The following is a 26,374-nucleotide window of genomic DNA, read 5'->3' as shown; positions in this document are numbered from 1 at the left end:
CTTGCTTGCGGTCGGTGATGTCGCGCGAGACGCCCAGCACCCCGGTGGTGCGGCCCTGCACATCGCGGATAGGCGAGAGAATGGTCTCGAACTGGCCCTCGTAGCCGTCTTCGGCAAAGACCAGCGTGTCCTCCACCGCCAGGGGCTGCCAGGCTTGCATGGCGTGCCGGTCGTGGCGGCTGAAATGCGCGGCCGCCGCCGGCGCCAGGAGCTCGGCGTCGGTGCGGCCGAGGATCTCGCGCTCGCTGCGGCCCATGAAGCGCTCGAACACCGGGTTGCAGGCCTGGTAGACGCCCTGCGTATCCTTGAGGTAGACCATGTCGGGCATGGCTTTGAGCAGGCTGGTGAGCAAGGCCTTTTGCCGCTGGAGCTCGCTTTGCGCGTTCTTGAGTTCGGTCAAGTCGTAGGCGAAGAGCACGATGGAGCCGATCGCGCCGTCGGCCGTGCGCTCGGGCACCAGGGTGGTGTGGCGGTAGCGCACCTCGCCATCGGGGCGGTCGATGCGGTTGACGAACACCACCGTCTCGCCGCGCACGGCGCGCTCGAAGTACGGCGTCATGCGCTCCATCAGTTGCGCCGAGATCACCTCGGGCACGCGCTTGCCGATGAGCGTATCGGCCTCGGCATCCACCCACTGGGCCTGGGTGGAATTGACGTAGAGCACTTGCAGATCCAGGCCCAGCCGCGCCACGGCGCCGGGCAGGTGGCGCAGCACCCCGGCCAGCTGGGTCTCGTAGGCGCGCGTGGCGGCCTCGGCACGCACCTGGCCGGTGACGTCGGTCAGCAGCCCGTCCCAGGCCACGCGCCCATGGCCCAGGGCGCGCGGCGTAGCGCCCATGCGGATCCAGCGGATCTCGCCATCGGGCCGGTGGATGCGGAACTGCACCTGCACCGTCTCCAGGGATTCATAGGAATGGTTCACGGCGCCCTTGTAGGCCGGAAAGTCCTCCGCGTCGATCATGCGGTAGAACACCGTGAAATCTGCCAGCAGTTCGGCCGCATCCACGCCCGCAATACGCTCTATGCCCTCGCCCATGAAGGCAAAGCGCCGGCTGCCGTCGGCCTCGCGCACGCTCTGGAAGAGCACGCTGCCGGGCAGGTTGCGCCCCAGGGACTGCAGGCGCGCCTCGGCCTCCTGCAGGCGCTCCTGCAGGCAGGCAAGGGTTTCCGGGGGAGTGAACAGACCGGTCATGAGGGAGGCAGCAACAAGGACAAAAGGCACGCCCCAAGGGATGCAGGCCTATCGAACGACGCCGGGGTACGCGCCGCACCGCACCGCGCACCCCAAGCCCAATGTAGCGCAGCGGCACGCCTGCGGGCATCGGCGCGAACCCTAGAAGCCTACAATTGCGTCATGCGTGCCCTTCCCACCCTTTTGCTGCTGGCCTTGGCGGGCGCCCCTGCCTGGGCACAGAATTCGAGCCAAACAAGCCCCCAGGGCACAGCCCAAGAGCGCGAGCAGCTATCAAACCAAGAGCAATCCGCCGGCCGCCTGAACCAGCGCACCGAGCGCATCCGCGTGGAAGACGGCGGCAGCCGCATCGACGAGCTGCGCGTGGGCGGGCAGACGCAGAGCATCACCGTGCAACCCAAGGTGGGCGTGCTGCCCGAGTACGAGGTGCAGCCCGCCGATGGCGTGCGCAACCGCGCGCGCAGCGGCGCCGAAGCCACCACGGGCGCGCGGGTGTGGAACCTCAAGAAGTTCTGACCCGCACGCCCCGGCGCCTACCGTCCGCAGCGGCCGCCGCGCCCTGCCCTGCCTGCCCCCCTCCTCCTGTTCCGACCCATGGCCGTTTTCACCCCCGTGTCCGACACTGAAGCCAGCGCGCTGCTGCAGGCGCTGCAACTGGGCGCGCTGCACGCGCTGCGCGGCATCGAGGGCGGCATAGAGAACACCAACTACTTCGTCACCTGCGACGCGGGCGAGTTCGTGCTCACGCTGTTCGAGCGCCTGTCGCACGCGCAGTTGCCCTTCTACCTGCACCTGATGAAGCACCTGGCGCACAAGGGCATCCCCGTGCCCGACCCGCGCGCCAACGCGGCCGGCGACATCCTGCACACCGTGTGCGGCAAGCCGGCCGCCGTGGTCAACCGTCTGGCCGGACGCAGCCAGCTCGCGCCGGGCGCCGTGCACTGCGCCGCCGTGGGCGACATGCTGGCGCGCATGCACCTGGCCGGGCGCGATTACGAGCGCCAGCAGCCCAACCTGCGCGGCCTGCCCTGGTGGAACGAGACCGTGCCCGTGGTGCTGCCGCACCTGGGGCCCGAGCAGGCGGCGCTGCTGCGCGCCGAGCTCGCCTACCAGAACCACGTGGCCGCCGGCAGCGCCTACGCCGCCCTGCCGCGCGGCCCCATCCACGCCGATCTGTTCCGGGACAACGTGATGTTCGAGGGCGAGCAGCTCACGGGCTTCTTCGATTTCTATTTCGCCGGCGTGGACACTTTCCTGTTCGACCTGGCCGTGTGCCTGAACGACTGGTGCGTGGACCTGCCCACGGGCGTGCATGACGCCGCGCGCGCCGCCGCCATGCTCGGCGCCTACCAGGCCGTGCGCCCCCTCACCGCAGCCGAGCGCGAACTGCTGCCCGCCATGGCGCGCGCCGGCGCGCTGCGCTTCTGGATCTCGCGGCTGTGGGACTTCTATCTGCCGCGCGAGGCCGCCATGCTCAAGGCCCACGACCCTACCCATTTCGAGCGCGTGCTGCGCCAGCGCGTGCAACACCCCGTGGTGCTCTGACCAGCGCCCCCACCCCGCCTTACCATGCCCGCATGAAACTGCGCATCGTTCCCGCCCGCACCGGCATTGCCTGGGTGCGGGGCGGCATCTCCGTCTTTCGCCGCCAGCCGCTGGCCATGGCGGCGCTGTTCTTCATGGCCATGGCGGCCATGTCGCTGGCCTCGCTGTTTCCCTTCATCGGCCCGGTGCTCGCCCTGGTGCTGCTGCCCTCGGTCACGCTGGCGATGATGGTGGCCTCGGCCGAGGCCATGCAGGGGCGCTTTCCCACGCCCGAGGTGCTGCTGGCGGCCTTTCGCACCGGGCGCCAGCGCATGCGCCACATGCTGCAGCTCGGGCTGCTCTATGCGGCGGGCTTTCTGCTGGTGATCGGCGTGTCCGCGCTCATCGACGGCGGTGCGTTCGCCCAGGTGTACCTGGGGCGCGCGGCCCTCACGCCCGAGCTGGTGGACGATGGGGACTTCCAGGCCGCGATGTGGGTGTCCATGCTGCTGTACCTGCCACTGTCGCTGCTGTTCTGGCACGCGCCGGGGCTGGTGCATTGGCACGGGGTGCCGCCGGTCAAGAGCCTGTTCTTCAGCATCGTGGCCTGCACGCGCAACCTGGGCGCCTTTGTGGTCTACGGCCTGGGCTGGATGGCGGTGTTCGCCTTCGGCGGGCTGCTGGTGAGCCTGCTCGCCACCCTGCTGGGTGGCGCCGGCGCCCTGGGCGGCATCATGCTGGGGCTGGCCATGGTGATGGCGACCATGCTGTTCGGCTCCATCGTGTTCACCTTCCGCGACTGCTTCGAGCCGCCCGAGCAGGCGGCAGAAAGGCCCAGCGATGCAGAAACCCCTGTCCCCCCTGGCGGACCCGGCACGGGCACCTGAGGCCGACGACGCCCGCGCGCGCCGCCGCCTGGTCCAGGCGGCCCTGGCCGGCCCCCTGCTGCCCGGGTGGCACGCCGCCTGGGCACAACAGCCCGCCGCGGGCCGCGTGGTGCAACTGCGCGGCGACGTGCTGCGCAACGGCCAGCCGCTGCCACCCCAGGCCAGCGTGGCCGCAGGCGACCGCATAGACACCGGCCCGGGCTCCAGCGCCGTGTTCACCGTGGGCGACAGCGCCTACCTCGTGCGCGAGAACACGCGCCTGGAGCTGCAGGGCGACGCCCCCGGGGCCGTGCGCGTGCTGCGCCTGCTCACCGGCGCGGTGGCCAGCGTGTGGCGCCGGGGCACGGACCGCCAGGTCATCACGCCGACGCTGACAGCCGGCATACGCGGCACGGGCGTGTACGCCGAGGTTTTTCCCGAGGAGGACTGGCGCAGCTACTTCTGCAACTGCTATGGCACGGTGGAGCTCGCTGCCGGCGGCGAGCGCGTGCTGAGCGAGTCGCGCTATCACCAGTCCTTCTGGGCCGAGGCCAGCCCGCGCCAGGGGCGCAGCCTGCGGCCCGCCGCGGCCATCAACCACACGGACGAAGAGATGGAAATGCTCGCGGCGCTGGTGCAAGAGCGCACGGCCTGGCAGATCAGCGGCATGAAGGGCCCCAAGGACGGGCGCGGCCGGCAGTACGACAAACGCCCGGTGCCGGCGCCACAGCCGCCCTCCGGGCACGATATCTACAACTAGCGGTTCACGGGCCGCCCCGCCGCGCTGGCGGCCTCCCCCTTCCCGCATGGCGCTGCCATGCGGGAGAAAGGCGAAGCGGCGCAGTCGCTCAAGGGGTCGTCCGTCAGCTTCCGATGCGGCCGCCGTCGTTCTTGGTGATGACGATGGTGGCCGAGCGCGGGCGCTTGCCCGCGCCGTAGCCGGCGTTGGCGGGCCACTGGCTCTGGTACTTGGCGGGGTCGGCGATGTCGGCCATCTTGGTCGATTCGCCGGGGTGCTGGATGTTCACGAAGATGGCCTTGCCGTCGGGCGTCTCGGCCAGGCCGGTGATCTCGCAACCCTTGGGGCCCACCAGGAAGCGCTTGAGCGTATCGGGCGTGGCGGCCTTGCCGACGTAGGTGGCCACGTCGAGCTTGCTGCCGTCGGCCTTGGTGTAGCTCAGCGTCTTCTTGCCGCCGTCGCCCACGCTGCCGGGCAGAGCGGCGAGCATCATGCAGTTGGAGACATCGGTGAAGGCGCCGTCGTCGGTCTGGATCCAGCAGATACCGGTGGCCTTGCTGAACACCAGGCCATCGGGGCTGGAGAAGTCCTGCTCGGCCGTCAGCGCCGAGATGTTCACCATGCCCTTGTCCGCATCGGCCTCGGCGCCGAACAGGTACACGTCCCAGGTGAAGGCCTGGCCCGCGCCTTCCTTCATGCGCACGAGGTGGCCGTTGGGGTTGCCGTTCTGCTTGGTGGCGCCCTTCATGTCGGTGTAGGCACGCGGGTTGGCGGCGTCGGGCAGGTACTGGCCGCTGGCGGGGTCGATGCTGCGGTTGCTGTTGTTGGTGAGCGTGAAGTAGATCTCGCCGTTGGCGGGGTTCACGGCGTTCCACTCGGGGCGGTCCATCTTGGTGGCGCCCACAGCGTCGGCGGCCAGGCGGGTGTTGATGGCGATGTCGCCCGCGTCGCTGAACTTGTAGGCGGCGTAGCCGGCGATGGTGGCGTTGGCCATGGACAGTTCCACCCACTGGCCCGTGCCGTCGGCGTTGAACTTGGCGACGTAGAGCGTGCCGCTGTCGAGGTACTTGTCGCCCACGGCCAGGCGGTCGGCGGCATTGGCGTCCGCCGCGCTCCACAGCGCGGTGGAAACGAACTTGTAGATGTACTCGCCGCGCGAGTCATCGCCCATGTAGACGGTGAGCGGCTTGCCAACCTCGACCTTGCCGAAGGCCGCGCTCTCGTGGGCGAAGCGGCCCAGCGCGGTGCGCTTCTTGGCCGTGCGGGTCTTGTCGTAGGCGTCGATCTCGACGATGTAGCCCATGCCGTTCATCTCGTTGCGGTAGTCGTCGCTGCCGTCCGCCGAGGCGCCGGTCTTGCTGTTGTTCCAGCGGACGTACTGGTCGGCCGTGCCGCCGCTCTCCCAGCCGTGGCGCGAGGCGGCGCCCTGGTTGCGGCCGTAGCGCTTGAGCGCGGTCACGCTCTTGTCGTTGCCGCGCGCGGCATCGTCGGCGGCGCCGCGCGTGAAATAGCCGAACCAGTTTTCCTCGCCGGTCAGGAAGGTGCCCCAGGGCGTCTTGCCGGTGCCGCAATTGTTCAGCGTGCCGCGCGTCATGGTGCCGGTGGGCGAGTACTTGGTGACCATCTGCGCATGGCCGCGCGCCGGGCCGGCGATCTCGATGGGGCTGAGCGGCGTGAGGCGGAAGTTCAGCGCCGATCCGGGCACATAGCCCCACTTGCCGGCCGTCTTGGTCACCTCGATCACGGCGATGCCGTGCAGGGCCACTTCCTTGTCCACTTCGGATGCCGGGCGGGGCAGCGTGGAGGTACCGCCATTGGCATGGATGAAGAAGGACGAGAGCTTCTCGTCGGTGGTGGCCTCGTGGTTGATGGTCAGCAGGCCGCGCTCGGTGGCGCTGTCGTTGCGCTTGCCGTCGGCGCCCAGGCCGAACCACTCCATGCCGTCGTGGTGGTCGCCGCCGCGCTGGTCGAAGTCGGTGTCGGTGCCGTCGTTCTTGTAGGCCGGCGTGCCCGCGATGATCGGGTCGCCCAGCGCATAGAGCACGCTGGCGGTGTAGCCTGCGGGCACGCTCACCACGTCGGCCAGGCTCTTGGGCACGGCGGCAAAGCCCAGCAGCTTTTCAGCGGGCGCCAACGGGTCGTCGCCGCCGCCGCAGGCGCTCACGCCAAAGCCGGCCAGCATGGCCGTGCCCACGCTGCCCACGCTGCCGCGCAGCAGGCCCCGGCGCGAGAGGCGCGCACCCAGCACGGCCTCGAAGGTGGGGTTGGCACAGGTGTTGGAGTTTTCGTCGTTGAAGTTGGTGGCCTGCGTGGGATCGCCGCGATGGGTCATGGGGTTCCTCGGTGGGGTTGTGGTTGCAAACCCCTTGAGCGTAGGAAGCGACCATGACGGCGCCGTGAAGCTTGCATGACGCCAACAAGACACCCCGATCGCCTCGCCGCCGCGGCCTGAGCCTGGCAGCGCAAGAAAGGACGACTTCAGCGCCCCTGGCTGCGGTGCGCATGCAGGTGCACCCGGTCATCCACGCTGGAGAAGACCACGGCCGCCACGATGCCCAGGGCCGCGCCCAGGATGGTGTCGAGCACGCGCTCGACCGGCATGCCGCTGCCGACCGCGGGCGAGGCCAGGGAGGTCATCAGCAAGGCCATCGGCGTCACCGTGATCTGGCCCAGCGCGTAGTTGAAGCCGATCACCACCTCGGTGAGGAACTGGAACAGCACGATGGCCGCCACCACCGCCCAGAACGGCGGGTGCTGCGCCAGCAGGGCCCAGACCACGAAGGCCCCCACCACCGTGCCCGCCATGCGCTGCAGCGCGCGGTTCATGGTGACATGCAGGTGCCCGCCCTGCATCACGGCCGTGGCGCCGATGGCGGCCCAGGCCGGGTGCTGCCAGCCGGCGGCGTGGGCGATCAGCGCCGCCAGGCCCGCCACTGCGGCGATGCGGGCGCCCGCGATCGCCTGGTGGCTGAGCGGCGGCACATGGGCCGGCGGCAGGCGCAGGCCGGCCAGGCCGGGCGCGCGCAGCGGGTCGGTGAGCCAGCAGGTGCCCCAGGCCAGGGCACCGCCTGCGGCCGTGGCCAGCGTGCGCAGGAGCACGGTCTCCGGCGCCTGCGCCGGCGCGAGCGCAGCCCCGGCCGCGAACACGATGATCACCGCCCCGGGTCCGCCCAACTGCCAGCGCGCCACCGCCATGGTCGAGCCCCCGGCCACCAGGGCGAGCACGAGCACCAGCACCACCGGGGACGCCCCGAGCAGCGACGCCAGCGACGGCAGGAGCACCGCCAGCGTGAGCAGCGCGGCGCAGAGGGCCACAATGCGCATGCGCTCGCGCCCCAGCGGCGCGAAACGCCCGAACAGCGCGGCCAGCGCCCCCAGGGCCGGAAAGCCCACCAAGTGCGGCCAGGGCGAAAAATGCGCCACCACGATGGCGACCAGCACCGCCAGCGCCGACTGCAGGCCCGCCACGCAGGCGATGCGCAGGGACACCAGCGGAGCGATGGCCAGGCTCTCCCGCCACTGCGCCGGACTCAGCAGGTGCCGCGTCGCATGCTTGCGCGTCGGCCGCAGGGCCGGCGGTGCCGCGCTCCGCCGCGGCGGCACTACTCCACCACCGTCAGCTTGGCCACCGACAGCGCCAGCCACTTGGTGCCGTGGCGCGGAAAGCTGACCTGGGCGCGCGCGTCGTCGCCCTGGCCCTCGATGGCCAGCACCTTGCCTTCGCCGAACTTGGTGTGGAACACGCCCAGGCCCACGCGCAGGCCGTGCGCGGGCGGTGCTTTCTGCACCGGCACGGGCGGGCTGGCGAAGGTTTCGGATTTGAAGCCAAAAGTGCCTCTGGCGCCCTTCTGGTAAGCGCCACCAGCTCCTGAATCAGGAGCATACGTCCCAAATCCCTGCTGCCGGGGTGTGATCCACTTGAGGGTTTGCTCGGGCAGTTCGTCGAAAAAGCGGCTGCGGATGTTGTAGCGCGTCTGGCCGTGCAGCAGGCGCGTCTGCGCGTGGCTCAGGTACAGGCGCTGGCGCGCGCGCGTGATGGCCACGTACATCAGGCGGCGCTCCTCTTCCAGGCCGCCGTGGTCGCTCATGGCGTTCTCGTGCGGGAACAGGCCCTCTTCCAGGCCGGCGATGAACACGGCATCGAACTCCAGGCCCTTGCTGGCGTGCACGGTCATGAGCTGCACGGCGTCCTGCCCGGCCTCGGCCTGGTTGTCGCCCGCTTCGAGCGCGGCGTGCGTGAGGAAGGCCGCCAGGGGCGAGAGCGTCTCGCCCGTGTCCGCGTCCAGGATGCCGGGCGCGGCCGGCGCGGGCGCATCGGGCTCCAGCCCCTGGCTCACGGGGCTTTGCGTGAGCGGCGTGCCGTGCTCATCGAGCGGCAGGGCCACGGCATCGCGGCCAAAGCCCTCCTGGGTGACGAAGCTCTCGGCAGCGTTGATCAGCTCCTGCAGGTTCTCGATGCGGTCGGCGCCGTCCTTGTCGGCGCGGTAGTGCGCCAGCAGGCCGCTGTCGTCCAGCATGTGCTCGATGATGCCGCGCAGGCTCTGGCCCTGCGTGCGCTCGCGCAGCACGTCGACGAGCGCGACGAATGCGCCCAGGTTGGCCCCGGCCTTGCCCGGCACGGTGGTGACGGCGTCGTGCAGCGAACAGCCCGCCTGGCGCGCAGCGTCCTGCAGGTGCTCGAGCGTGCGCGCGCCGATGCCGCGCGGCGGGAAGTTGACCACGCGCAAAAAGCTGGTGTCGTCGTGCGGGTTCTCCAGCAGGCGCAGGTAGGCCAGGGCGTGCTTGATTTCGGCGCGCTCGAAGAAGCGCAGCCCGCCGTACACGCGGTAGGGAATGCTGGCGTTGAACAGCGCCGATTCGATGACGCGGCTTTGCGCATTGCTGCGGTAGAGGATGGCAATTTCGCGGCGCGGCAGGCCGTCGCTCTTCACGAGCTGGCGGATCTCATCGAGCATCCACTGCGCCTCGGCAAAGTCGCTCACGGCCTCGTAGACGCGCACGGGCTCGCCCGCGCCCTGCGCCGTGCGCAGGTTCTTGCCCAGGCGCGAGCGGTTGTGCGCAATCAGGTGGTTGGCCGCATCCAGGATGTTGCCGTGGCTGCGGTAGTTCTGCTCCAGCTTGATCTGCTGCTCCACGGCAAACTCGCGCACGAAGTCCTGCATATTGCCCACGCGCGCGCCGCGGAAGGCGTAGATGCTCTGGTCGTCGTCGCCCACGGCCATGACGCTGGCATGCGTCTGCAGGCGGCCGTCCACCTCGTCGCCCGCCATCTGCTTGAGCCAGAGGTACTGCAGGCGGTTGGTGTCCTGGAACTCGTCGACCAGGATGTGGCGAAAGCGCCGCTGGTAGTGCGCGCGGATGGCGTCGTTGTCGCGCAGCAGCTCGTAGGAGCGCAGCATCAGTTCGCCGAAATCGACCACGCCCTCGCGCTGGCATTGCGCCTCGTAGAGCTCGTAGAGCTCGACTTTCTTGCGGCTGTCGCTGTCGTGGACGGGCACGTCGCGCGGGCGCAGGCCCTCTTCCTTGCACCCGGCGATGAAGTACTGCAACTGCTTGGGCGGGAAGCGCTCCTCGTCCACATTGAACTGCTTGCACAGGCGCTTGACGGCCGAGAGCTGGTCCTGCGTGTCCAGGATCTGGAAGGCCTGCGGCAGACCCGCCGCCTGGTGGTGCGCGCGCAGCAGGCGGTTGCACAGGCCGTGGAAGGTGCCTATCCACATGCCGCGCACGTTGACGGGCAGCATGGCCGTGAGGCGCGCGACCATCTCGCGCGCGGCCTTGTTGGTGAACGTCACGGCCAGGATGCCGCCCGGCGTGGCCTGGCCGGTCGAGAGCAGCCAGGCAATGCGCGTGGTGAGCACGCGCGTCTTGCCCGAGCCTGCGCCCGCCAGGATGAGCGCGTGCCCGGCCGGCAGGGTGATGGCGGCCAACTGCTCCGGGTTGAGGTGGGACAGCAGCGGCGGTGGGGCCGGCACGGGCGTGCCGGTCAACGGATCTTGTGGGAACATGGGAGCATTGTAGAAAGCCCCCCGCGCAGCACAGGAGCACGACCATGAAGACCTTCCCGGCGCCATCGGCCGTTTTCCGGCACGCCCTCCGCCCGCTGGCCGCCGCAGTGCTGGCCTGGGCGGCCGGCACCGCCGCTGCGCAGATGAGCGCCTGCACCAGCGACGCAGCGCTGCCCCCGCCGGCCCTGTTCGAGCGCTTCATCAGCGCGGACTGCGCGGACTGCTGGCGCGACCCGCACACGCCGGCCCCCGGCGCCGCGGCCCTGCTGCTCGACTGGATCGTGCCCGGCGCCGCCGGCGAGGAGGCCCCGCTGTCCGCCGCCGCCCGGCGCGACGCGCTCGAGCGCCTGCAGGCGCTGGGGCGCGCCGTGCCGGCCACGAGCGACGTGCACACCGCCCCCGTGCGCGCGCCGCGCGGTCCGCGCCCCGCCCTGCGCCTGGCCCTGGGGCCGGCGGTGAACGACTATGTGGGCGCCAGCGTGCGCGTGCGCGCCCCTGCCAGGGGCACGACGCTGTGGCTGGTGCTGGCCGAGGCCCTGCCCGCGGGCAGCGAAGGCAGCCCGGTGGCCCGTTTTGTGGTCAGAAACACCTTCTCACGCTTGATGGGAGAGCGCGAGCAGCTATCAAAAGAGAAGCAACCGGCAGTCTGGCAGCAGATCGTTCCCATGTACCTGCCCGAAGGCACCCAGGTGCAGCGCCTGCAGTTGCTGGCCTGGATGGAGGCCGACTCCGGCGAAGTGCTCGCCGCCGCCCGGTCCGTGTGCGCGGCCACACCCTGAAGCGGCACACCCGGCACACGCGCGCGGCAAGGCAGGTACAATCAGTCACCGGGCCCAAGTTTCTTGACGCCCGGTTTTTTGTGCCCGCGCACTGCGGGGTCCGGTGCCGGCTGCCACGCCCGCACCCACGAAGCCGGTCTTCAGGCCAAGCGCCCCGCGCCGCCCAAAATCCTTTGGCGGCGACCTTTCACAGGAGCTTGGAATCTCATGGAAATCTTCGACTACGACAACATCCTGCTGCTGCCGCGCAAGTGCCGCGTGGACAGCCGCTCGGAATGCGACGCCAGCGTGCAGTTCGGCCCGCGGCGCTTTCGCCTGCCGGTGGTGCCCGCGAACATGAAGACGGTGGTGGACGAGGCCATCTGCACCTGGATGGCGCAGAACGGCTACTTCTACGTGATGCACCGCTTCGACCTGGACAACGTGCAGTTCGTGCGCAGCATGCAGGCCCAGGGCTGCTACGCCTCGATCTCCCTGGGCATCAAGCCGCAGGACTACGCCACGGTGGACCGGCTCAAGGCCGAGGGCCTGGTGCCCGAGTACATCACCATCGACATCGCCCACGGCCACGCCGACAGCGTCAAGGCCATGATCGCCTACCTCAAGCAGCACCTGCCCGCGGCCTTCGTGATCGCGGGCAACGTGGCCACGCCCGAGGCCGTGATCGACCTGGAGAACTGGGGCGCCGACGCCACCAAGGTGGGCGTGGGCCCGGGCAAGGTGTGCATCACCAAGCTCAAGACGGGCTTCGGCACGGGCGGCTGGCAGCTCTCGGCCCTGAAGTGGTGCGCGCGCGTGGCCACCAAGCCCATCATTGCCGACGGCGGCATCCGCAGCCACGGCGACATCGCCAAGAGCATCCGCTTCGGCGCCACCATGGTGATGATCGGCTCGCTGTTCGCCGGCCACGAGGAATCGCCCGGCCGCACGGTGGAAGTCGACGGCGAGCTCTTCAAGGAGTACTACGGCTCGGCCAGCGACTTCAACAAGGGCGAGTACCGGCACGTGGAGGGCAAGCGCATCCTCGAACCCGTCAAGGGCAAGCTCGCCGACACCCTGGTCGAGATGGAGCAGGACGTGCAAAGCTCCATCAGCTACGCGGGCGGCACCAAGCTCATGGACATCCGCAAGGTGAACTACGTGATCCTGGGCGGCGACAATGCGGGCGAACATTTGCTGATGTAAGCGCCGGCCGGCCCTGCCCGGCAGCCGCAAGGAGAACCCATGAAAGTAGCCGTACTGGGCATAGGCCTCATGGGCCTGCCCATGGCCCGGCGCCTGCTGCAGGCGGGGCACGAGGTCCATGTCTGGAACCGCACGGCCGCGCGCGCCGAGCCCCTGGCCGCAGAGGGCGCCACCGTGCACGCCAGCGCCGCACAGGCCGCCGCCGCGGCCGAATGCACCATCACCATGCTGGAGAACGGCCCCGTGGTGGACGAGGTGCTCTTCGGCCTGGGCACGGCCCAGGCCCTGGGCCCGGGCCAGCTCGTGATCGACATGTCCTCCATCCGCCCGGCCGAGGCCCGCGCGCACGCCGCGCGCCTGGGCGCGCGCGGCACAGCCCACCTGGACGCGCCCGTCTCCGGCGGCACCGTGGGCGCCGAGCAGGGCACGCTGGCCATCATGGCCGGGGGCGAGGCGCGCGACTTCGAGCGCGCCCTGCCCCTGTTCGCCGCCCTGGGCCGCGCCACGCACGTGGGCCCGCACGGCGCGGGCCAACTGACCAAGCTGGCCAACCAGATGATCGTGGGCATCACCATCGGCGCCGTGGCCGAGGCCCTGCTGCTCGCCGCCAAGGGCGGCGCCGACATGGCCCAGGTACGCGAGGCCATCAGCGGCGGCTTTGCCGACAGCCGCATCCTGCAACTGCACGGCCAGCGCATGGTCGAGCGCGACTTCGCGCCGCGCGGGCGCCTGAGCGTGCAGCTCAAGGACATGCGTAATGCCCTGGCCACGGCGCAGGAGATCGGCTTCGACGCCCCCATCACGCAGTTGTTCGAGTCGCTGTACGCCGCAGGCGAAGCCCATGGCCTGGGCGGGCTGGACCACAGCGGCCTGTTCGTGGAACTGGCGCGACGCAACGCCATGGAATAAATGCACATTTTTTCTTGCGGCCGCCAAAAAATGGTGCATAATTGTGGTCTTCGCCAAGCACGGCGAGGCACAGTGGGTTCTTAGCTCAGTTGGTAGAGCAGCGGACTCTTAATCCGTAGGTCGTAGGTTCGAATCCTACAGGACCCACCACTTTTTTCAGGGCCTGGCGCATGCCAGGCCCTTTTGCTTGGAGCCGGCGCCGTGCCCGGGAACCTGCGACACTCCCTGCTTGTCGCAGGTGCCCTCGCCCTGCACCGCAGAGCATCCACTCCACCTGCACCATGAATCCGCAAGCCGATCAACTGTGGCGCGGTCCGCGCTGGGCACTGGCCGTCCTCCTGGCCGTGCTGGGCATGCTCGGGCCGTTTTCCATCGACACCTACCTGCCCGCCTTCACCGGCATCGCCCAGGCGCTGGATGCCAGCCCGGTGCAGATGCAGCAGACGCTGTCGGCCTATCTGTTCGGCTTTGCCTTCATGAACCTGTTCCATGGCGCGCTCTCCGACAGCTTCGGGCGCCGCCCGGTGATTCTGTGGGGCCTGGCCATGTTCACGCTGGCTTCGGCCGGCTGCGCGCTGGCGCAGAACATCGGGCAGCTCGTGTTCTTCCGCGCGCTGCAGGGCTTTTCCACGGGCGCGGGCATCGTGGTGTCGCGCGCGGTCATCCGCGACATGTTCCCGCCCTCGCAGGCGCAGAAGGTCATGAGCCAGGTGACCATCTACTTTGGCGTGGCGCCTGCCGTGGCGCCCATCGTCGGCGGCTGGCTGTACGTGCATGCCAACTGGCACAGCATCTTCTGGTTCCTCACGGGCGTGGGGGTGGTGCTGTGGGTGGCGAACTGGCGCCTGCTGCCCGAGACCCTGCACACCAGCCACCGCCAGCCCTTCCACATGCGCCACCTGCTGCAGGGCTACGCGCACATGGCATCCAGCCCGCGCTTTCTGCTGCTGGCGCTGGCCAGCGGCGTGCCGTTCAACGGCATGTTCCTGTACGTGCTGGCGGCGCCGGCCTTCCTGGGCCAGCACCTGGGCCTGGGGCCGACGCAGTTCTTCTGGTTCTTCGCGCTCACCATCTCGGGCATCATGGCCGGCGCCTGGCTCAGCGGGCGCCTGGCGGGGCGCATTGCGCCCGAGCGCCAGATCCGCATGGGCTTTACCGTGATGCTGGTGGTGTCGGTGGTCAACCTGCTGGCCAACCTGCTGTTGGCGCCGCATGCGTCCTGGGCGCTGCTGCCCATCAGCATCTTTGCCTTCGGCTGGGCACTGATGGTGCCCGTGGTCACGCTGCTGGTGCTGGACCTCCACCCCGAGCGGCGCGGCATGGCCTCATCGCTGCAGGCCTGCATCGGCTCGGTGGCCAATGGGCTGGTCGCGGGCCTGATCGTGCCCCTGGTCATGCACTCGCCGCGCCTGCTGGCCGCCACGTCCCTGGCCATGATGGCCGTGGGCCTGGTGGCCTGGGTCTGGCTGCGCCACCGCTGGCCGGAGACCGGGGCGCACATCGCCGTGCACTAGCCCGCTGCGGGCCACTGCCGGCGCCGGTCCAGGGCGTGCTCGTCGTAGTAGCGCTTTTTTTCCTGGTACATGTTCTGGTCGGCCTGCTGCAGAGCCTCATCGACATGCTCGCCCGCCTGGCAGACGGCGCGGCCCATGGCCAGGCTCAGGTGCTGGCCGGGGTAGAACTGGTTGTTCATGTCCACGAGCGACTGGATGCGCTCCTGCACCGCCACGGTGCCGCGCTCGTCCACACCGGGCAGCAGCACCATGAACTCATCGCCCCCCACGCGCGCGGCGCAGTGCGCTGCCTCCACCGCCTTGGCCAGCACCTCGCCGGCGCGGCGCAGCATGGCATCGCCCGCGGCATGGCCATGCTCGTCGTTGATGGCCTTGAGGCCGTTGAGATCAATGGCCAGCACGCCCAGCGGCCAGGGCCCCTTGCGGCGGATGCGGTTGAGCTCCTCCACATAGAAGGCCCGGTTGCGCAGCTGCGTGAGCACGTCGTGCTTGCCCAGGTATTCGAGGTAGGCTTCGGCCTGCTTGCGTGCAGTGATGTCCACCAGCGAGAGCAGCACCAGCGACCAATCATCCTGGTGCCCCTCCATGACGGAGAACTGCATGTGGATGTTCACCGGCTCGCCCGAGAGCGCGTAGTTGACGACCTCGCGCTGCTGGAACAGCTTGCCATCCCACAGGTCCTGCAATTGCTCGGCAAAGGACTCGTGCATCTCGCCGCGGAACACGCGGGCGGTCTGGTTGAGCAGCTCGGCCTTGCTGTGCGCGCCGAACATGTGCAGCGTCTGCTGGTTCACGTCGATGACGCGGATCTCCTTCATGCAGCGGTCCACGAACTCGGGGTGCACCTTGATGAAGGTCTTGAAGTCGCGGATGCCCTGGCGCCGCACCTCGTCCATGAGGCGCTTGATGACGCTGAAATCCTCCACCCACAGCGATACCGGCGAATGCTCGAACAGGCCGCGCGCATAGCGTTCGCTGCGCTGAAGCTGTGCCTGGGCCCGCATCTGGGGCGTCACATCCTCCAGCGAGACCAGCACCCGGCTCCACGTGGCCTCATGCCCGGGCAGCACGCGCACGCGGATGAAGACGTCGAGCCGCCGCCCGTCCAGGGCGTAGTTCACGGTCTGGTTGGAATACTCCAGCGCACCGGACCACAGCGCCTCGAACTCGTTGCCCACCTGCAGCAGCATGTCGTCGCGAAAGATCTGGTCCAGGCTGCGCAGCAGCTCTTCCTGGCTGGCCGCGGCAAACAGGTCCAGGGTGCGCTGGTTGACGCGCAGCACCTGCAGGCTGGCCATGCACTGGTGCAGTTGCTCCGGGTCCTGCTCCAGATGGGCGCGCAAGTCGCTCACGCCCGCAGCGCGCCAGCCATCGAACAGACGCCGCAACTGGCTGAAATCCTCCAGCCAGAGCGACACCGGCGCCAATGCGAACATGTGTTCGAAATCCAGACCCGACGAAACCATTGCATCCATGTTCCCTGCCCTCCATGCAGCGCGATTGTGCGATGGAAGAGGGCTCCGTGTCGCTGCGGGCAAAAAAGGGCCTCGCAGGGAGGCCTTTTCATGCGATCACGCCCCCCTGGGATCAGGGGCGGGCGCTGCGCTTGCGCGGTTCGTAAGGGACGAAGGCACGGGCACCAGCGCCGGCCGCCTTGCCGTGGGCGGGGCGCTGCGGGGCAAAGCCGCCCTCGGAGCGGCGCGGCTGCGCGGCGCGCTGGGGCTCACCGAAACCGGCCTTGCGGCCATAGCCCTCGTGCTCGCGGCGGGCGCCGCCGCCTGCCGGCCGGCCGAAGCGCGGGTCGCGCTCCTCGCGCGCGCCGTAGCCGCCCTGGGGTGCGCCGCGGCGCTCGCCGCCGAAACCGCCGCGCCCGGGTGCGCCGAAGCGCCGCTCACGCCCGCCGCGGCCGGCGAAATCGGCCTGCGGAGCGCGCTGCACGGGCTCCAGGCCCGCCACCACGGATGCCTTGAAGGGCTGGCGCGTATAGCCTTCGATGTCGAAGATCTTGCGGCGGTCGCGGAATTCGGCAAAGGTCACGGCCAGGCCGTCACGGCCGGCGCGGCCGGTGCGGCCGATGCGGTGCGTGTAGTCCTCGGCCTTCATGGGCAGGCCGAAGTTGAACACGTGGGTGATGGTCGGCACGTCGATGCCGCGCGCCGCCACGTCGGTGGCCACGAGGATCTGCACCTGGCCGTTGCGCAGCGCCATGAGGCGGCGGTTGCGCAGGCCCTGGCTCAGGGCGCCGTGCAGCGCCACGGCCGAGAAGCCCGCCTGCTGCAGGTCGCCCGCGAGCTCGTCGCACTCGATCTGCGTGCTGGCGAACACGATGGCCTGGTTGATGGCCGTGTCGCGCAGCCAGTGGTCGAGCAGACGGCGCTTGTGCTGGGGATTGTCGGCCCAGTAGAGCATCTGCTGGATGTTGGCGTGCTTTTCCTGCGGGGTGTCGATCTGCACGCGCTGCACGTTGCTGCCGCCGTCGTGCATCACGCGCAGGGCCAGTTGCTGGATGCGCGGCGCAAAGGTGGCGCTGAACATCATGGTCTGCTTGCGGCCGCTGGTGAGCTGGTGGATCTCGGCCAGATCGTCGGCAAAGCCCAGGTCCAGCATGCGGTCGGCCTCGTCGATGACGAGGAACTGCACCTGGTCGAGCTGGATCTGCTGCGAGCGCTGCAGGTCCAGCAGGCGGCCCGGGGTGGCGACCACGAGGTCGGCGTTCTGCAGCTTGGCGATCTGCATCTGGTAGGGCATGCCGCCCACCACCGTGGCAATGCGCAGGCCCTTGCAGTGCTTGACCAGGTCGATGGCGTCGTGCGCCACCTGCTGCGCCAGCTCGCGCGTGGGGCACAGCACCAGCGCACCGGGCACGGCCGGCTGGAAGTTGCGCGCCAGCGTGGGGTTCTTGCGGCGCGGGCGCTTCGGCGGCGCCTCACCGCGTGCAGCGGCCTCTTGCGCCAGGCGCTCGAACTCGGCGCGCGCCGCACTCTCGGCCTGCGCCTTTTGCTCCATCAGCGTGTGCAGCACGGGCAGCAGAAAGGCTGCGGTCTTGCCGCTGCCGGTCTGGCTGGAGACCATGAGGTCGATGTAGCGCCCGTCCTGGGCCTGCGCGCCCATGGCCAGCGGAATGGCCTTGCGCTGCACGGCCGTGGGCTGGGTGTAACCCAGGTCGGCGACGGCTTGCACCAGCTCGCGGACCAGGCCCAGCTCGACGAAGCCATTGGGCTCGGCGCTCACGCCGCTGGCCAGGTCACCCATGTCGGGGGTGGAAAGATCGGAAACAAAGGAATCGGCAGGCGCAAAGTCGCCCCGCCCCTGGAGGGTGTCGGTCATGGTTTTCTCACGCGAAGAAAACAACCGCAGGCGCTTTCCTGCGGTGGTTTCGTTCGATGGTTACAAAACATCAACCATCAAACGAAACCTGGTGGCCGCAGCGGTCGGCCCAGGCGGGCATTATTTGCATGGCGCCGCGCAGATCGGGTGATTGCGCCGGCGTGCAGGGCCCGGTGTGTGAAGGGAGATGCACAAAACTTGCCGCGCAACGAGCGCTGCCCGGCAAGCCTGCGATTATCACACAGATTGGGGTTTTCCCGCAAGCGCCTCCGCCGGCAGGGGCTCGGGGACGGCGATGAAATGCCGGCGGTAGTGCATGAGCTCCTCGATGGACTCATGCACGTCGGCCAGCGCAGTGTGCTTTTGCGCCTTCTTGAAGCTGGCGTAGGCCTCGGGCTTCCAGCGTTTGGCCAGCTCCTTGAGGGTGCTGACATCCACATTGCGGTAGTGGAAAAAGGCTTCGAGCTTGGGCATGTAGCGCGCGAGAAAGCGCCGGTCCTGCCCGATGCTGTTGCCGCACAGCGGCACCTTGCCCTTGGGTACGTACTGCGTGAGAAAGGCCAGGAGCTGCGTTTGCGCCTGCTCCTCGGTCAGCGTGGAGGCCTTGACCTTGTCGATCAGACCGCTCTTGCCATGCGTGCCCTTGTTCCAGGCGTCCATCCGGCCCAGCAGCTCGTCGGACTGGTGGATGACCAGCACCGGCCCCTCGACGCGCGGCTCCAGATGCGGGCCGGTGACGACGACGGCGATTTCGATGATGCGTTCCTTCTCGGGGTCGAGGCCGGTCATTTCGCAGTCGAGCCAGACCAGGTTCTGGTCCGATTTGGCGAGCACGGAGGCGGTGGGGGCAGTGGTTCCAGACATGGGCGCAATTGTCGCCGATGGCCTACACTCGCGCCTCATGCCTGCCGACGCTCCCGCCGCCCTCTCTCCCTCGCTGGCCCTGACGCTGGCCTTTGTGGCAGCGCTGCTGGCCGGGCTCTGGCTCAAGCTCTGGCTGCAGTCGCGCCAGATCCGCCACGTGATGCGCCACCGCGCCCAGGTGCCGGCCGCGTTCGCGCAGCGCGTACCGCTCGCCGCCCACCAGAAGGCGGCCGACTACACCGTGGCCAAGGCGCGCCTGGGCCTGCTGGAGATGGCGCTGGGCGCGGCCGTGCTGCTGGGCTGGACGCTGCTGGGCGGCCTGGACGCGCTGCACCAGGCCCTGCTGGCCTGGCTGGGCGGCGGCATGCTGCAGCAACTGGCGCTGCTGGCCGCCTTTGCGCTGATCAACGGGGTGATCGACCTGCCCCTGTCGCTGTACCAGACCTTCGTGCTGGAGCAGCGCTACGGCTTCAACCAGATGACGCTGCGCCTGTGGCTGGCCGACCTGGCCAAGTCGCTGCTGCTGGGCGCGCTGATCGGGCTGCCCATCGCGGCAGCCATCCTGGGGCTCATGGGCAGCGCGGGCGGCCTGTGGTGGCTGTGGGCCTGGGGGCTGTGGATGGGCTTGAACCTGCTGCTCATGGTGGTGTACCCGCTGTTCATCGCGCCGCTGTTCAACAAGTTCGAACCCCTGGGCGACGAGTCGCTCAAGGCGCGCGTCACCGCGCTGATGCAGCGCTGCGGCTTCACGGCCAAGGGCCTGTTCGTGATGGACGGCAGCCGCAGAAGCCGCCATGCCAATGCCTATTTCACCGGGTTTGGCGCGGGCAAGCGCGTGGTCTTCTACGACACCCTGCTCAAGCAGCTCGCCCCCGCCGAGGTGGAGGCCGTGCTGGCGCATGAGCTGGGGCATTTCCACCACCGCCACATCGTGCAGCGCATGGTGATGATGTTTGCACTGAGTCTGGCGGGCTTCGCCCTGCTCGGCTGGCTCTCGGGGCAGGCCTGGTTCTACGCCGGGCTGGGCGTGCGCCCCGGCCTGGACCTGCTGGTGCCCGGCGCGCCGGCGGTGCCGCACGATGCGCTGGCGCTGCTGCTGTTCCTGCTCGTGGTGCCGGTGTTCACGGTCTTTCTGGCGCCGCTGTTCGCGCAGCTCTCGCGCCGCCACGAGTTCCAGGCCGACGCCTACGCCATGACCCAGGCCAGCGGCGCAGCCCTGGCCTCGGCCCTGCTCAAGCTCTACGAGGACAACGCCTCCACCCTCACGCCCGACCCGGTGTACGTGAAGTTCCACTACTCGCATCCCCCCGCGAGCGAACGCCTCGCGCGCATGCCCTCCCCCATCACCGCATGACCTCCATGTTGAAGCAAAAAGACTGGTCCACGCAGGCGCGACGTGCGCTGACAGCTCCTGAATTGGTAGCAAAACTCGCCCAGCTCGACGGCTGGCAGCTCCAGGGCGACGGTGCCGACCTGGCCATTGTCAAGACCTACCGCTTCGCCAACTACCACGAGACCATGGCTTTCGTGAATGCCGTGGCCTTCATCGCGCACACGCAGGACCACCACCCCGACCTGTCGGTGCACTACGACCGCTGCGTGGTGCGCTTCAACACCCACGACGTGGGCGGCATCTCGGACACCGACCTCGACTGCGCCCAGCGGGTGGACGCGCTGCTCGCGGCCTGAACCCGGACGGCCCCCATGCCCTCCCCCAGCACGCCACGTGAAGGTCTGGTGGTCGCCACCCACGGCCGCCACTGCGTGGTGGAGACCAGCGACGGCCAGCAGCGCATCTGCCACCCGCGCGGCAAGAAGAGCCAGGCCGTGGTCGGCGACCGCGTGCTGTGGCAGGGCGCCGCCGCCGGCCAGGGCGAGGAAGGGACGATCGAGCGGGTGCAGGAGCGGCGCAACCTGTTCTACCGGCAGGACGAGGTGCGCACCAAATCCTTCGCGGCCAACATCGACCAGGTGCTGATCCTCATCGCCGCCGAGCCGGTGTTTTCCGAAAGCCAGCTTGCGCGCGCCCTGATCGCGGCCGAGGCCGCGCACATCGCGCCGCTGATCGCCCTGAACAAGCGCGACCTGGCAGGCCCCTTTGCCCGCGCCTGGGAGCGCCTGGCCCCTTACCGCCGCATGGGCGGCGCCCACCCCTACGAGGTGCTGGCCCTGGGCCTGGCAGAGGCCGACGCCGCCGACCGCGCTGCGCTGCTCGATCGCCTGCAGGGCAAGGCCACGCTGGTGCTGGGCCCCTCGGGCTCGGGCAAGAGCACACTGATCAACCTGCTGGTGCCCGGGGCGCAGGTGCAGACGGGCGAGATCTCCCAGGCGCTGAACTCGGGCAAGCACACGACCACCGCCACGCGCTGGTACTGGGTGGACCGCGCCCGCGGCACGGCACTGATCGACTCGCCGGGTTTCCAGGAGTTCGGCCTGCGCCACATCGCCCCCACCCAATTGGCCGCCTGCATGCCCGATATTGCGGCCCATGCCCAGGGCTGCCGCTTCTACAACTGCACCCACCTGCACGAGCCGGGCTGCCGCGTGATTGCCGCCGTGGAAAACGGCGAAAGCGCTGACGGAATCAGCGCCAACCGCTACAAGATATATAGCGAATTGTTCGCCGAACTGGCGCAGACGCGGTATTGAGCGCGCTCGCCCCGGGGCGGCCGTGCGTCAGCCCAGCAGGCGCGCCAGGGTCAGCAGGGCGAGCAGCAGCATCCACACCACCACCGAGCGCCACACCAGGCCCACGACGCTGCGCAAATGCCCCACCTCGGGTGCACGGCCGGGGGTGCTCTCGCTCTCGCCGATGGGGGCATCGACCTGGAAGCCCTGGGTGCTCAGGGGGTGGGCATCGGCCTTGAGGGCCTCACCGCCCAGACGCACGTTCAGCGCGCCCGCCGTGGCGGCCAGGATGACGCCATCGTTGTCGTTGGGAAAGCGCTGCGCGTGAAAGCGCCAGCCCTCGATGGCCTCCTCGAAGCTGCCGACCACGGCGAAGCACAGGGCGGTCAGGCGCGCCGGCAGCCAGTCGATGACCGTCCAGGCCTGCGCCGTGGCCGCGCGCAGGGCCGGGCTGGCGCGCTGCGCCGCGTCGTCGCCGCCGTCGGCCCAATAGCGCGAAACGAACTCGGCCATGCGGTAGAGCACCGCCCCCATGGGCCCCAGGCCCAGGGCCGCCAGCACCGAGAACCAGGCGAGCACACCGAACACCGAGCGGTGCGCAGCCAGCACGGAATACTCGATCACGTGGCGCACGATCTCGCTGCGCGGCAGCTCACCCACGTCCACGCGCTGCCACTCGGCCAGGCGTGCACGGGCGCTGGCCTCGTCGCCCATTTCCAGCGCGTCGCGGATGCCGGTGAAGTGGTAGCTGAACTGGCGAAAGCCCAGCGTGATGTAGAGCACCGCCACGTTCCAGACCACGGCCACGGGCCAGCCCACCCACCAGGTCAGCGCGGCGTGCACCGCCAGCACGAAGACCGCGGGTACCAGCACCGCCAGACTCCAGGCCACCCAGCCGTGGTGCGCCGCGCCGGCATCGAAGCTGCGGCTGACCGACAGCGACCACGCGCGCAGCCCTGCATGGATGGGGTTGCTGCGCGCCAGCGGACGCGCCTGCTCGATCAACAGCGCAAACAGAATGGCGAAGAAACTCATGGCTCCGGATCATACCGGCCATACCACCGCCCGCGGCCAGCGCGGCGATGCGCTCAGCGCATTCCTAGCGCGCGCTCATGAAGCGGTAGAAATTGCGCAGCATGCCGGCCGTGGCGCCCCAGATGAAATGCGTCTTGGCCCCGTCGTCCCAGGGCATGGAAAACCACTCGCGGCGCACGCCTTCCCAGACGACGGCGTGGCGCCGGTGGTGCGCGGGGTCGAGCAGGAAGGACAGCGGAACCTCGAACACGTCCGCCACCTCATGCGGGTTGGGGCGCAGGGTGTGGCCGGGATCGACCAGGGCCACCACGGGGGTGATGATGAAGGCCGAGCCGGTGCGGTACAGGGGCAGGCTGCCCAACACCTCGGTGTAGCGCCGCTCCAGGCCGACCTCTTCGTGCGCCTCGCGCAGCGCCGTGTCGGCGGGGCTGGCGTCTTCGGGGTCGGCGCGCCCGCCCGGGAAGGCCACCTGCCCGGAATGCGTGGACAGATGGGCCGTGCGCTCGGTGAGCAGCACCATGGGCTCCTGGCGCAGCACGATGGGCACGAGCACCGCGGCCTGCGCGGGCGCGCGGCTGGAGAAGCGCCGCTCCACCACCACCTCGGGCTCCCAGGCCGGCGGCGCGCGAAAGCGCGCGCGCAGCGCCTCGGGCGTCTGCTGCGCCAGCGGCACGGCGGGCAGGTCGGCGTCCACGCGCTCGACGGGCACGCTGCGCGGGTCGAAGTCGGGCAGCGCGAGCGACTCCGTCGGCGGCGAAGGGGGAGAGGACGTACTCATGCGCGGCAGGCAGGACAAAAGCAAAAAGCCGCTGCGGGCAAAACCTGCAGCGGCTGGTGGCGGGCGTACAGAAGCAGGCGAGGCCTTATTCTGCCGCGCCTTCCGTGGTCTTGACGCGGGAAGGCAGCTTTTCCTTGATGCGGGCCGACTTGCCGCTGCGCTCGCGCAGGTAGTACAGCTTGGCGCGGCGCACGTCACCGCGGCGCTTGACCTCGATCTTGGCGATCAGGGGGCTGTAGGTCTGGAAGGTACGCTCCACGCCTTCGCCGCTGGAGATCTTGCGCACCGTGAAGGCGCTGTTGATGCCGCGGTTGCGCTTGGCGATGACCACGCCTTCGTAGGCCTGCACGCGCTTGCGCGTGCCTTCCACCACGTTGACGCTCACGATCACCGTGTCGCCAGGCGAAAAATCAGGGATGTTCTTGCCGAGGCGGGCGATTTCTTCCGCTTCGAGGGTCTGGATCAGATTCATGCTTGCATCCTTGCGATCGTGTCCGCGCCATGATTGGCTGTGTCGGGATTGACATCTGTGCTTCGCTGCGGTGTGCGCAAAGCGGCCGGGCAGAGGATCGAAAAGCCTTTGATTATAACGGTTTCTTGTCCAGATCCGCGAGGGCTTTCTCATCCTGCGCCGTGAGCCTGCCGCTGGCGCGCGCCTGGGCGATCAGGTCCGGGCGGTGGCGCGCCGTGGTCTGCAGGCGCTGGGCGCGGCGCCACTGCTCGATCTGCGCATGGTGGCCCGAGAGCAGCGCCGCGGGCACGCTGCGCCCCTCCCAGACTTCCGGGCGGGTGTAGTGCGGGCAGTCGAGCAGACCGTCGAGCTGCGGGTTGAAGCTGTCGAACTGGTGGCTGCCCTCGTCGCCCAGCACGCCGGGCTGCAGGCGCGCCACGGCGTCGAGCAGCGCCAGCGCGGCGATCTCGCCGCCCGAGAGCACGAAGTCCCCCAGGCTGATCTGCACATCCACATGCGCCTCGATGAAGCGCTGGTCTATGCCCTCGTAGCGCCCGCACAGCAGGATGGCGCCGCTGCTGGCGGCCCAGCGCTGCACGGCCGCGTGGTGCAGCGGCTCGCCGATGGGCGAGAACAGCACCACCGGCGCCTGCGCCGCCGGCGGCTCGGCGCGCGCGTTGCGGATGGCGGCCAGGCAGCGCGCCAGCGGCTCGGCCAGCATCACCATGCCGGGGCCGCCGCCGAAGGGCCGGTCGTCCACCCGCCGGTAATTGCCCTGGGCATGGTCGCGTGGGTTCCACAGGTGCACGTCCACCAGGCCCGAACCGAAGGCCCGGCGCGTCACCCCGCTCTGCAGGAACGGGCCGAACAGCTCGGGGAACAGGGTGATGACGTCAAACCGCATGGTGGCCCTGCCTCAGTAATCGGGCTGCCAGTCCACCGTGATGCGGCGGCCCGCCAGGTCCACCTGGTCGACAAACGCGGAGACGAAGGGAATCAGGCGCTCGCGCGGCTTGCCGCCCTCTTCGTACTCCAGCACCAGCGTGGTCTGCGGGCCGGTGGCCAGCAGGTCGCGCACCTGCCCGAGCGGCACGCCCTCGCGGTTGACAACCTGCAGGCCGATCAAATCCACCCAGTAATACTCGCCGTCCTGCGCGGGCGGGAAGTCGGCGCGCGCGAGGAATACCCGCGCGCCGCGCAGCAGCTCGGCGGCGTTGCGGTCCGCCACGTCCTGGGCGCAGGCCACCAGGCCGCCCGCGTGCTCGCGCACCTGGGTGATGGCCAGTTGCACGGTGCCGCTGAAGGTGCGCGCGCCGCGCTCCGCAGGCTGCAGAAACCAGCGCCGCGCAGTGCGCAGCGCCTGCGGCTGGGCGCTGTGGGGCACGACGTGGAACCAGCCCTTGACGCCCCAGGCATCGCCGATGCGCGCAAGCTCGACGGCATCGGCCGGCAGTTCGGCAGGAGAAAGCTGCAAGGCAGTGGTCATGGATGGGGAATAAAAAAAACGGGCTGCGTCAGCCATGCAGCGACGCAACCCGCATTGGCCGCAGCCCGGGAGGCTTAGGCGGCGATCTTCTTGGCAGCCACCTTGATCAGGCGCTCCACGGTGGGAGAAGCCTGGGCGCCCACGCCTTGCCAGTAGCTCAGGCGGTCCTGGGCGATGCGCAGGCCTTCCTCGTTGCCCTTGGCCAGGGGGTTGTAGAAGCCCAGGCGCTCGATGAAACGGCCATCGCGGCGCACGCGCTTGTCGGCCACGACGATGTTGTAGAACGGACGGGCCTTGGCGCCGCCGCGGGAGAGTCGAATCACGACCATGATCAATCCTTCGGGTGGTTGACAGCAATTGCTGCAGGTTTTTTGCGGCGTTTGAGACACGCGACATGGCCACCCGGCCAGCGACACGCTGCAAAGCCGCCGATTATATCTTTCTTTCTCCTGCCTGCGGCAGCTCCTGCCGGGACAAAGACCTCGGAGCGCCACCGAAGGCGTCCAGCCCCAATAATGGGCGCATGAAAAACAAGACCCTGGCCACCTGGCTGGCCTTTCTCGGCGGCCCACTGGGCCTGCACCGCTTCTACCTGCACGGCCTGACCGACCCGCTGGGCTGGCTGCTGCCCCTGCCCACGGCGCTGGGCGTGTACGGCATCGAGCGCGTACAGCAGTTCGGCGTGGACGACCATTGGAGCTGGCTGCTGATCCCGCTGCTGGGCTTCACCATCGCCGGCTGCGCGCTGCGCGCCATCCTCTACGCCCTCACGCCGCCCGAGCGCTGGAATGCGCGCTACAACCCCGCCGCAGACAGCGAGGCCGCCGCCGGCCGGACGAACTGGTTCACCATCGCCGCCATCGTTGCGGCGCTGATGGTGGGCGCCGGGGTGCTCATGGCCAGCCTGGCCTTCAGCTTCCAGCGCTACTTCGAATACCAGATCGAGGAAGCGCGCAAGATTTCTCAGTGAAATCGGGCTCCAGCGCTTGCGGGGCAAGCGCTGTCAGCTATAGAAAGAGAAGCAGAAGCGAGCGCCCGCACCTGGTACGGCAAAGGCCCGCGCGCCCGGAAAGACGCGGGGCCTGCCAC

Annotated in this window: 26 protein-coding genes and 1 tRNA gene; 14 read left to right on the top strand and 13 right to left on the bottom strand. The window is 69.4% G+C overall.

Features of this window, described 5'->3' with window-relative positions:
* Positions 1-1,192: PAS domain-containing protein (locus CGR01S_RS11340; protein WP_156967558.1), on the bottom strand; the 1,192-nt coding region annotated here is incomplete at its 3' end.
* A gap of 162 nt (positions 1,193-1,354) precedes the next feature.
* Between CGR01S_RS11340 and CGR01S_RS11335 the strand changes: the two genes are divergently transcribed.
* The 4 genes from CGR01S_RS11335 to CGR01S_RS11320 all read left to right on the top strand — a co-directional run bounded on the left by CGR01S_RS11335 (position 1,355) and on the right by CGR01S_RS11320 (position 4,342).
* On the top strand, positions 1,355-1,708 hold the full coding sequence (locus tag CGR01S_RS11335) for a hypothetical protein (RefSeq protein ID WP_042426824.1): 354 nt from the start codon (positions 1,355-1,357) through the stop codon (positions 1,706-1,708).
* A gap of 78 nt (positions 1,709-1,786) precedes the next feature.
* Positions 1,787-2,737, top strand: a complete 951-nt coding sequence (locus CGR01S_RS11330; RefSeq protein WP_042426822.1) for a homoserine kinase — start codon at positions 1,787-1,789, stop codon at positions 2,735-2,737.
* A gap of 32 nt (positions 2,738-2,769) precedes the next feature.
* Positions 2,770-3,603, top strand: coding sequence for a BPSS1780 family membrane protein (locus CGR01S_RS11325; protein ID WP_042426819.1), 834 nt, complete (start codon positions 2,770-2,772; stop codon positions 3,601-3,603).
* A complete protein-coding gene (locus CGR01S_RS11320; RefSeq protein WP_156967557.1) occupies positions 3,557-4,342 on the top strand; it encodes a FecR family protein in 786 nt (261 codons plus the stop codon). The genes CGR01S_RS11325 and CGR01S_RS11320 overlap by 47 nt, the downstream gene beginning before the upstream one ends.
* 103 nt (positions 4,343-4,445) lie before the next feature.
* Here CGR01S_RS11320 and CGR01S_RS11315 read toward each other — a convergent pair whose 3' ends face one another.
* The 3 genes from CGR01S_RS11315 to CGR01S_RS11305 all read right to left on the bottom strand — a co-directional run bounded on the left by CGR01S_RS11315 (position 4,446) and on the right by CGR01S_RS11305 (position 10,329).
* Positions 4,446-6,653 carry a PhoX family protein gene (locus tag CGR01S_RS11315; RefSeq protein WP_042426816.1) on the bottom strand — a complete coding sequence of 736 codons (2,208 nt, stop codon included), beginning with the start codon at positions 6,651-6,653 and terminating at the stop codon, positions 4,446-4,448.
* 146 nt (positions 6,654-6,799) lie between these two features.
* The gene (locus CGR01S_RS11310) at positions 6,800-7,810 is read right to left on the bottom strand and encodes an FUSC family protein (RefSeq protein ID WP_245616794.1); all 1,011 of its coding nucleotides are present in this window, start codon (positions 7,808-7,810) and stop codon (positions 6,800-6,802) included.
* A gap of 113 nt (positions 7,811-7,923) precedes the next feature.
* A complete protein-coding gene (locus CGR01S_RS11305; RefSeq protein ID WP_042426813.1) occupies positions 7,924-10,329 on the bottom strand; it encodes a UvrD-helicase domain-containing protein in 2,406 nt (801 codons plus the stop codon).
* 44 nt (positions 10,330-10,373) lie between these two features.
* Between CGR01S_RS11305 and CGR01S_RS11300 the strand changes: the two genes are divergently transcribed.
* The 5 genes from CGR01S_RS11300 to CGR01S_RS11280 all read left to right on the top strand — a co-directional run bounded on the left by CGR01S_RS11300 (position 10,374) and on the right by CGR01S_RS11280 (position 14,716).
* Entirely contained in the window at positions 10,374-11,108 is a 735-nt protein-coding gene (locus CGR01S_RS11300) for a hypothetical protein (protein WP_042426810.1), read from the top strand.
* Positions 11,109-11,315: 207 nt separating this feature from the next.
* Entirely contained in the window at positions 11,316-12,293 is a 978-nt protein-coding gene (locus tag CGR01S_RS11295) for a GMP reductase (RefSeq protein WP_042426809.1), read from the top strand.
* A gap of 39 nt (positions 12,294-12,332) precedes the next feature.
* Positions 12,333-13,202, top strand: coding sequence for an NAD(P)-dependent oxidoreductase (locus CGR01S_RS11290; RefSeq protein ID WP_042426806.1), 870 nt, complete (start codon positions 12,333-12,335; stop codon positions 13,200-13,202).
* A gap of 74 nt (positions 13,203-13,276) precedes the next feature.
* Positions 13,277-13,352: transfer RNA gene (locus tag CGR01S_RS11285), tRNA-Lys, on the top strand.
* Positions 13,353-13,483: 131 nt separating this feature from the next.
* Entirely contained in the window at positions 13,484-14,716 is a 1,233-nt protein-coding gene (locus tag CGR01S_RS11280; RefSeq protein WP_042426804.1) for a multidrug effflux MFS transporter, read from the top strand.
* On the opposite strand, the gene CGR01S_RS11275 is transcribed toward CGR01S_RS11280, so the two are convergent.
* Positions 14,713-16,191: a sensor domain-containing diguanylate cyclase gene (locus CGR01S_RS11275; RefSeq protein ID WP_174435702.1), complete on the bottom strand. Its 1,479-nt coding sequence runs from the start codon at positions 16,189-16,191 to the stop codon at positions 14,713-14,715. The genes CGR01S_RS11280 and CGR01S_RS11275 overlap by 4 nt on opposite strands.
* A gap of 112 nt (positions 16,192-16,303) precedes the next feature.
* Positions 16,304-18,043 (bottom strand): DEAD/DEAH box helicase, encoded by a 1,740-nt coding sequence (locus tag CGR01S_RS11270; RefSeq protein WP_042426799.1) that lies wholly within the window; start codon positions 18,041-18,043, stop codon positions 16,304-16,306.
* Between CGR01S_RS11270 and CGR01S_RS16720 the strand changes: the two genes are divergently transcribed.
* Complete coding sequence (locus tag CGR01S_RS16720; protein ID WP_156967556.1) at positions 18,042-18,194, top strand: hypothetical protein; 153 nt, start codon at positions 18,042-18,044, stop codon at positions 18,192-18,194. The genes CGR01S_RS11270 and CGR01S_RS16720 overlap by 2 nt on opposite strands.
* Positions 18,195-18,280: 86 nt before the next feature.
* On the opposite strand, the gene orn is transcribed toward CGR01S_RS16720, so the two are convergent.
* Positions 18,281-18,907 (bottom strand): oligoribonuclease, encoded by a 627-nt coding sequence (orn, locus tag CGR01S_RS11265; RefSeq protein WP_042426797.1) that lies wholly within the window; start codon positions 18,905-18,907, stop codon positions 18,281-18,283.
* 37 nt (positions 18,908-18,944) lie between these two features.
* Between orn and CGR01S_RS11260 the strand changes: the two genes are divergently transcribed.
* The 3 genes from CGR01S_RS11260 to rsgA are packed head-to-tail and all read left to right on the top strand — an operon-like array spanning position 18,945 to position 21,556.
* The gene (locus CGR01S_RS11260) at positions 18,945-20,261 is read left to right on the top strand and encodes a M48 family metallopeptidase (RefSeq protein ID WP_042426795.1); all 1,317 of its coding nucleotides are present in this window, start codon (positions 18,945-18,947) and stop codon (positions 20,259-20,261) included.
* Positions 20,258-20,596: a 4a-hydroxytetrahydrobiopterin dehydratase gene (locus tag CGR01S_RS11255; RefSeq protein ID WP_042426793.1), complete on the top strand. Its 339-nt coding sequence runs from the start codon at positions 20,258-20,260 to the stop codon at positions 20,594-20,596. The genes CGR01S_RS11260 and CGR01S_RS11255 overlap by 4 nt, the downstream gene beginning before the upstream one ends.
* A 15-nt stretch (positions 20,597-20,611) precedes the next feature.
* A complete protein-coding gene (gene rsgA, locus CGR01S_RS11250) occupies positions 20,612-21,556 on the top strand; it encodes a ribosome small subunit-dependent GTPase A (RefSeq protein ID WP_042426791.1) in 945 nt (314 codons plus the stop codon).
* Positions 21,557-21,583: 27 nt separating this feature from the next.
* On the opposite strand, the gene CGR01S_RS11245 is transcribed toward rsgA, so the two are convergent.
* The 6 genes from CGR01S_RS11245 to rpsP form a co-directional block, all read right to left on the bottom strand.
* Entirely contained in the window at positions 21,584-22,570 is a 987-nt protein-coding gene (locus tag CGR01S_RS11245; protein ID WP_042426789.1) for a CobD/CbiB family protein, read from the bottom strand.
* Between the two features lie 64 nt (positions 22,571-22,634).
* Positions 22,635-23,348 (bottom strand): CoA pyrophosphatase, encoded by a 714-nt coding sequence (locus CGR01S_RS11240; protein WP_042426787.1) that lies wholly within the window; start codon positions 23,346-23,348, stop codon positions 22,635-22,637.
* Between the two features lie 85 nt (positions 23,349-23,433).
* On the bottom strand, positions 23,434-23,820 hold the full coding sequence (rplS, locus tag CGR01S_RS11235; protein WP_042426784.1) for a 50S ribosomal protein L19: 387 nt from the start codon (positions 23,818-23,820) through the stop codon (positions 23,434-23,436).
* Between the two features lie 112 nt (positions 23,821-23,932).
* The gene (gene trmD, locus CGR01S_RS11230; protein ID WP_042426781.1) at positions 23,933-24,703 is read right to left on the bottom strand and encodes a tRNA (guanosine(37)-N1)-methyltransferase TrmD; all 771 of its coding nucleotides are present in this window, start codon (positions 24,701-24,703) and stop codon (positions 23,933-23,935) included.
* A 12-nt stretch (positions 24,704-24,715) separates the two neighbouring features.
* Complete coding sequence (gene rimM / locus CGR01S_RS11225; protein WP_042426778.1) at positions 24,716-25,285, bottom strand: ribosome maturation factor RimM; 570 nt, start codon at positions 25,283-25,285, stop codon at positions 24,716-24,718.
* A 74-nt stretch (positions 25,286-25,359) separates the two neighbouring features.
* Positions 25,360-25,614, bottom strand: a complete 255-nt coding sequence (gene rpsP / locus CGR01S_RS11220) for a 30S ribosomal protein S16 (protein ID WP_042426891.1) — start codon at positions 25,612-25,614, stop codon at positions 25,360-25,362.
* Positions 25,615-25,808: 194 nt separating this feature from the next.
* Here rpsP and CGR01S_RS11215 point away from each other — a divergent pair, with 194 nt between their 5' ends.
* A complete protein-coding gene (locus CGR01S_RS11215; RefSeq protein ID WP_042426775.1) occupies positions 25,809-26,255 on the top strand; it encodes a TM2 domain-containing protein in 447 nt (148 codons plus the stop codon).
* The last annotated feature ends 119 nt before the right edge of the window (positions 26,256-26,374 follow it).

Origin of the sequence: Comamonas granuli NBRC 101663 (genome assembly GCF_000739995.1) — a bacterium.
GTDB classification, from domain to species: domain Bacteria; phylum Pseudomonadota; class Gammaproteobacteria; order Burkholderiales; family Burkholderiaceae_C; genus Simplicispira; species Simplicispira granuli.
Note: the sequence above shows the minus strand (reverse complement) of the source record. Positions and strands in the feature narration are given on the sequence as shown.

Coding starts and splice junctions, on each gene's coding strand:
- CGR01S_RS11335 (WP_042426824.1), top strand. CDS start 1,355: ATGCGTGCCCTTCCCACCCTTTTGCTGCTGGCCTTGGCGGGCGCCCCT.
- CGR01S_RS11330 (WP_042426822.1), top strand. CDS start 1,787: ATGGCCGTTTTCACCCCCGTGTCCGACACTGAAGCCAGCGCGCTGCTG.
- CGR01S_RS11325 (WP_042426819.1), top strand. CDS start 2,770: ATGAAACTGCGCATCGTTCCCGCCCGCACCGGCATTGCCTGGGTGCGG.
- CGR01S_RS11320 (WP_156967557.1), top strand. CDS start 3,557: ATGCAGAAACCCCTGTCCCCCCTGGCGGACCCGGCACGGGCACCTGAG.
- CGR01S_RS11315 (WP_042426816.1), bottom strand. CDS start 6,653: ATGACCCATCGCGGCGATCCCACGCAGGCCACCAACTTCAACGACGAA.
- CGR01S_RS11305 (WP_042426813.1), bottom strand. CDS start 10,329: ATGTTCCCACAAGATCCGTTGACCGGCACGCCCGTGCCGGCCCCACCG.
- CGR01S_RS11300 (WP_042426810.1), top strand. CDS start 10,374: ATGAAGACCTTCCCGGCGCCATCGGCCGTTTTCCGGCACGCCCTCCGC.
- CGR01S_RS11295 (WP_042426809.1), top strand. CDS start 11,316: ATGGAAATCTTCGACTACGACAACATCCTGCTGCTGCCGCGCAAGTGC.
- CGR01S_RS11290 (WP_042426806.1), top strand. CDS start 12,333: ATGAAAGTAGCCGTACTGGGCATAGGCCTCATGGGCCTGCCCATGGCC.
- CGR01S_RS11280 (WP_042426804.1), top strand. CDS start 13,484: ATGAATCCGCAAGCCGATCAACTGTGGCGCGGTCCGCGCTGGGCACTG.
- CGR01S_RS11275 (WP_174435702.1), bottom strand. CDS start 16,191: ATGGATGCAATGGTTTCGTCGGGTCTGGATTTCGAACACATGTTCGCA.
- CGR01S_RS16720 (WP_156967556.1), top strand. CDS start 18,042: ATGGTTTTCTCACGCGAAGAAAACAACCGCAGGCGCTTTCCTGCGGTG.
- CGR01S_RS11270 (WP_042426799.1), bottom strand. CDS start 18,043: ATGACCGACACCCTCCAGGGGCGGGGCGACTTTGCGCCTGCCGATTCC.
- orn (WP_042426797.1), bottom strand. CDS start 18,907: ATGTCTGGAACCACTGCCCCCACCGCCTCCGTGCTCGCCAAATCGGAC.
- CGR01S_RS11260 (WP_042426795.1), top strand. CDS start 18,945: ATGCCTGCCGACGCTCCCGCCGCCCTCTCTCCCTCGCTGGCCCTGACG.
- CGR01S_RS11255 (WP_042426793.1), top strand. CDS start 20,258: ATGACCTCCATGTTGAAGCAAAAAGACTGGTCCACGCAGGCGCGACGT.
- rsgA (WP_042426791.1), top strand. CDS start 20,612: ATGCCCTCCCCCAGCACGCCACGTGAAGGTCTGGTGGTCGCCACCCAC.
- CGR01S_RS11245 (WP_042426789.1), bottom strand. CDS start 22,570: ATGAGTTTCTTCGCCATTCTGTTTGCGCTGTTGATCGAGCAGGCGCGT.
- CGR01S_RS11240 (WP_042426787.1), bottom strand. CDS start 23,348: ATGAGTACGTCCTCTCCCCCTTCGCCGCCGACGGAGTCGCTCGCGCTG.
- rplS (WP_042426784.1), bottom strand. CDS start 23,820: ATGAATCTGATCCAGACCCTCGAAGCGGAAGAAATCGCCCGCCTCGGC.
- trmD (WP_042426781.1), bottom strand. CDS start 24,703: ATGCGGTTTGACGTCATCACCCTGTTCCCCGAGCTGTTCGGCCCGTTC.
- rimM (WP_042426778.1), bottom strand. CDS start 25,285: ATGACCACTGCCTTGCAGCTTTCTCCTGCCGAACTGCCGGCCGATGCC.
- rpsP (WP_042426891.1), bottom strand. CDS start 25,614: ATGGTCGTGATTCGACTCTCCCGCGGCGGCGCCAAGGCCCGTCCGTTC.
- CGR01S_RS11215 (WP_042426775.1), top strand. CDS start 25,809: ATGAAAAACAAGACCCTGGCCACCTGGCTGGCCTTTCTCGGCGGCCCA.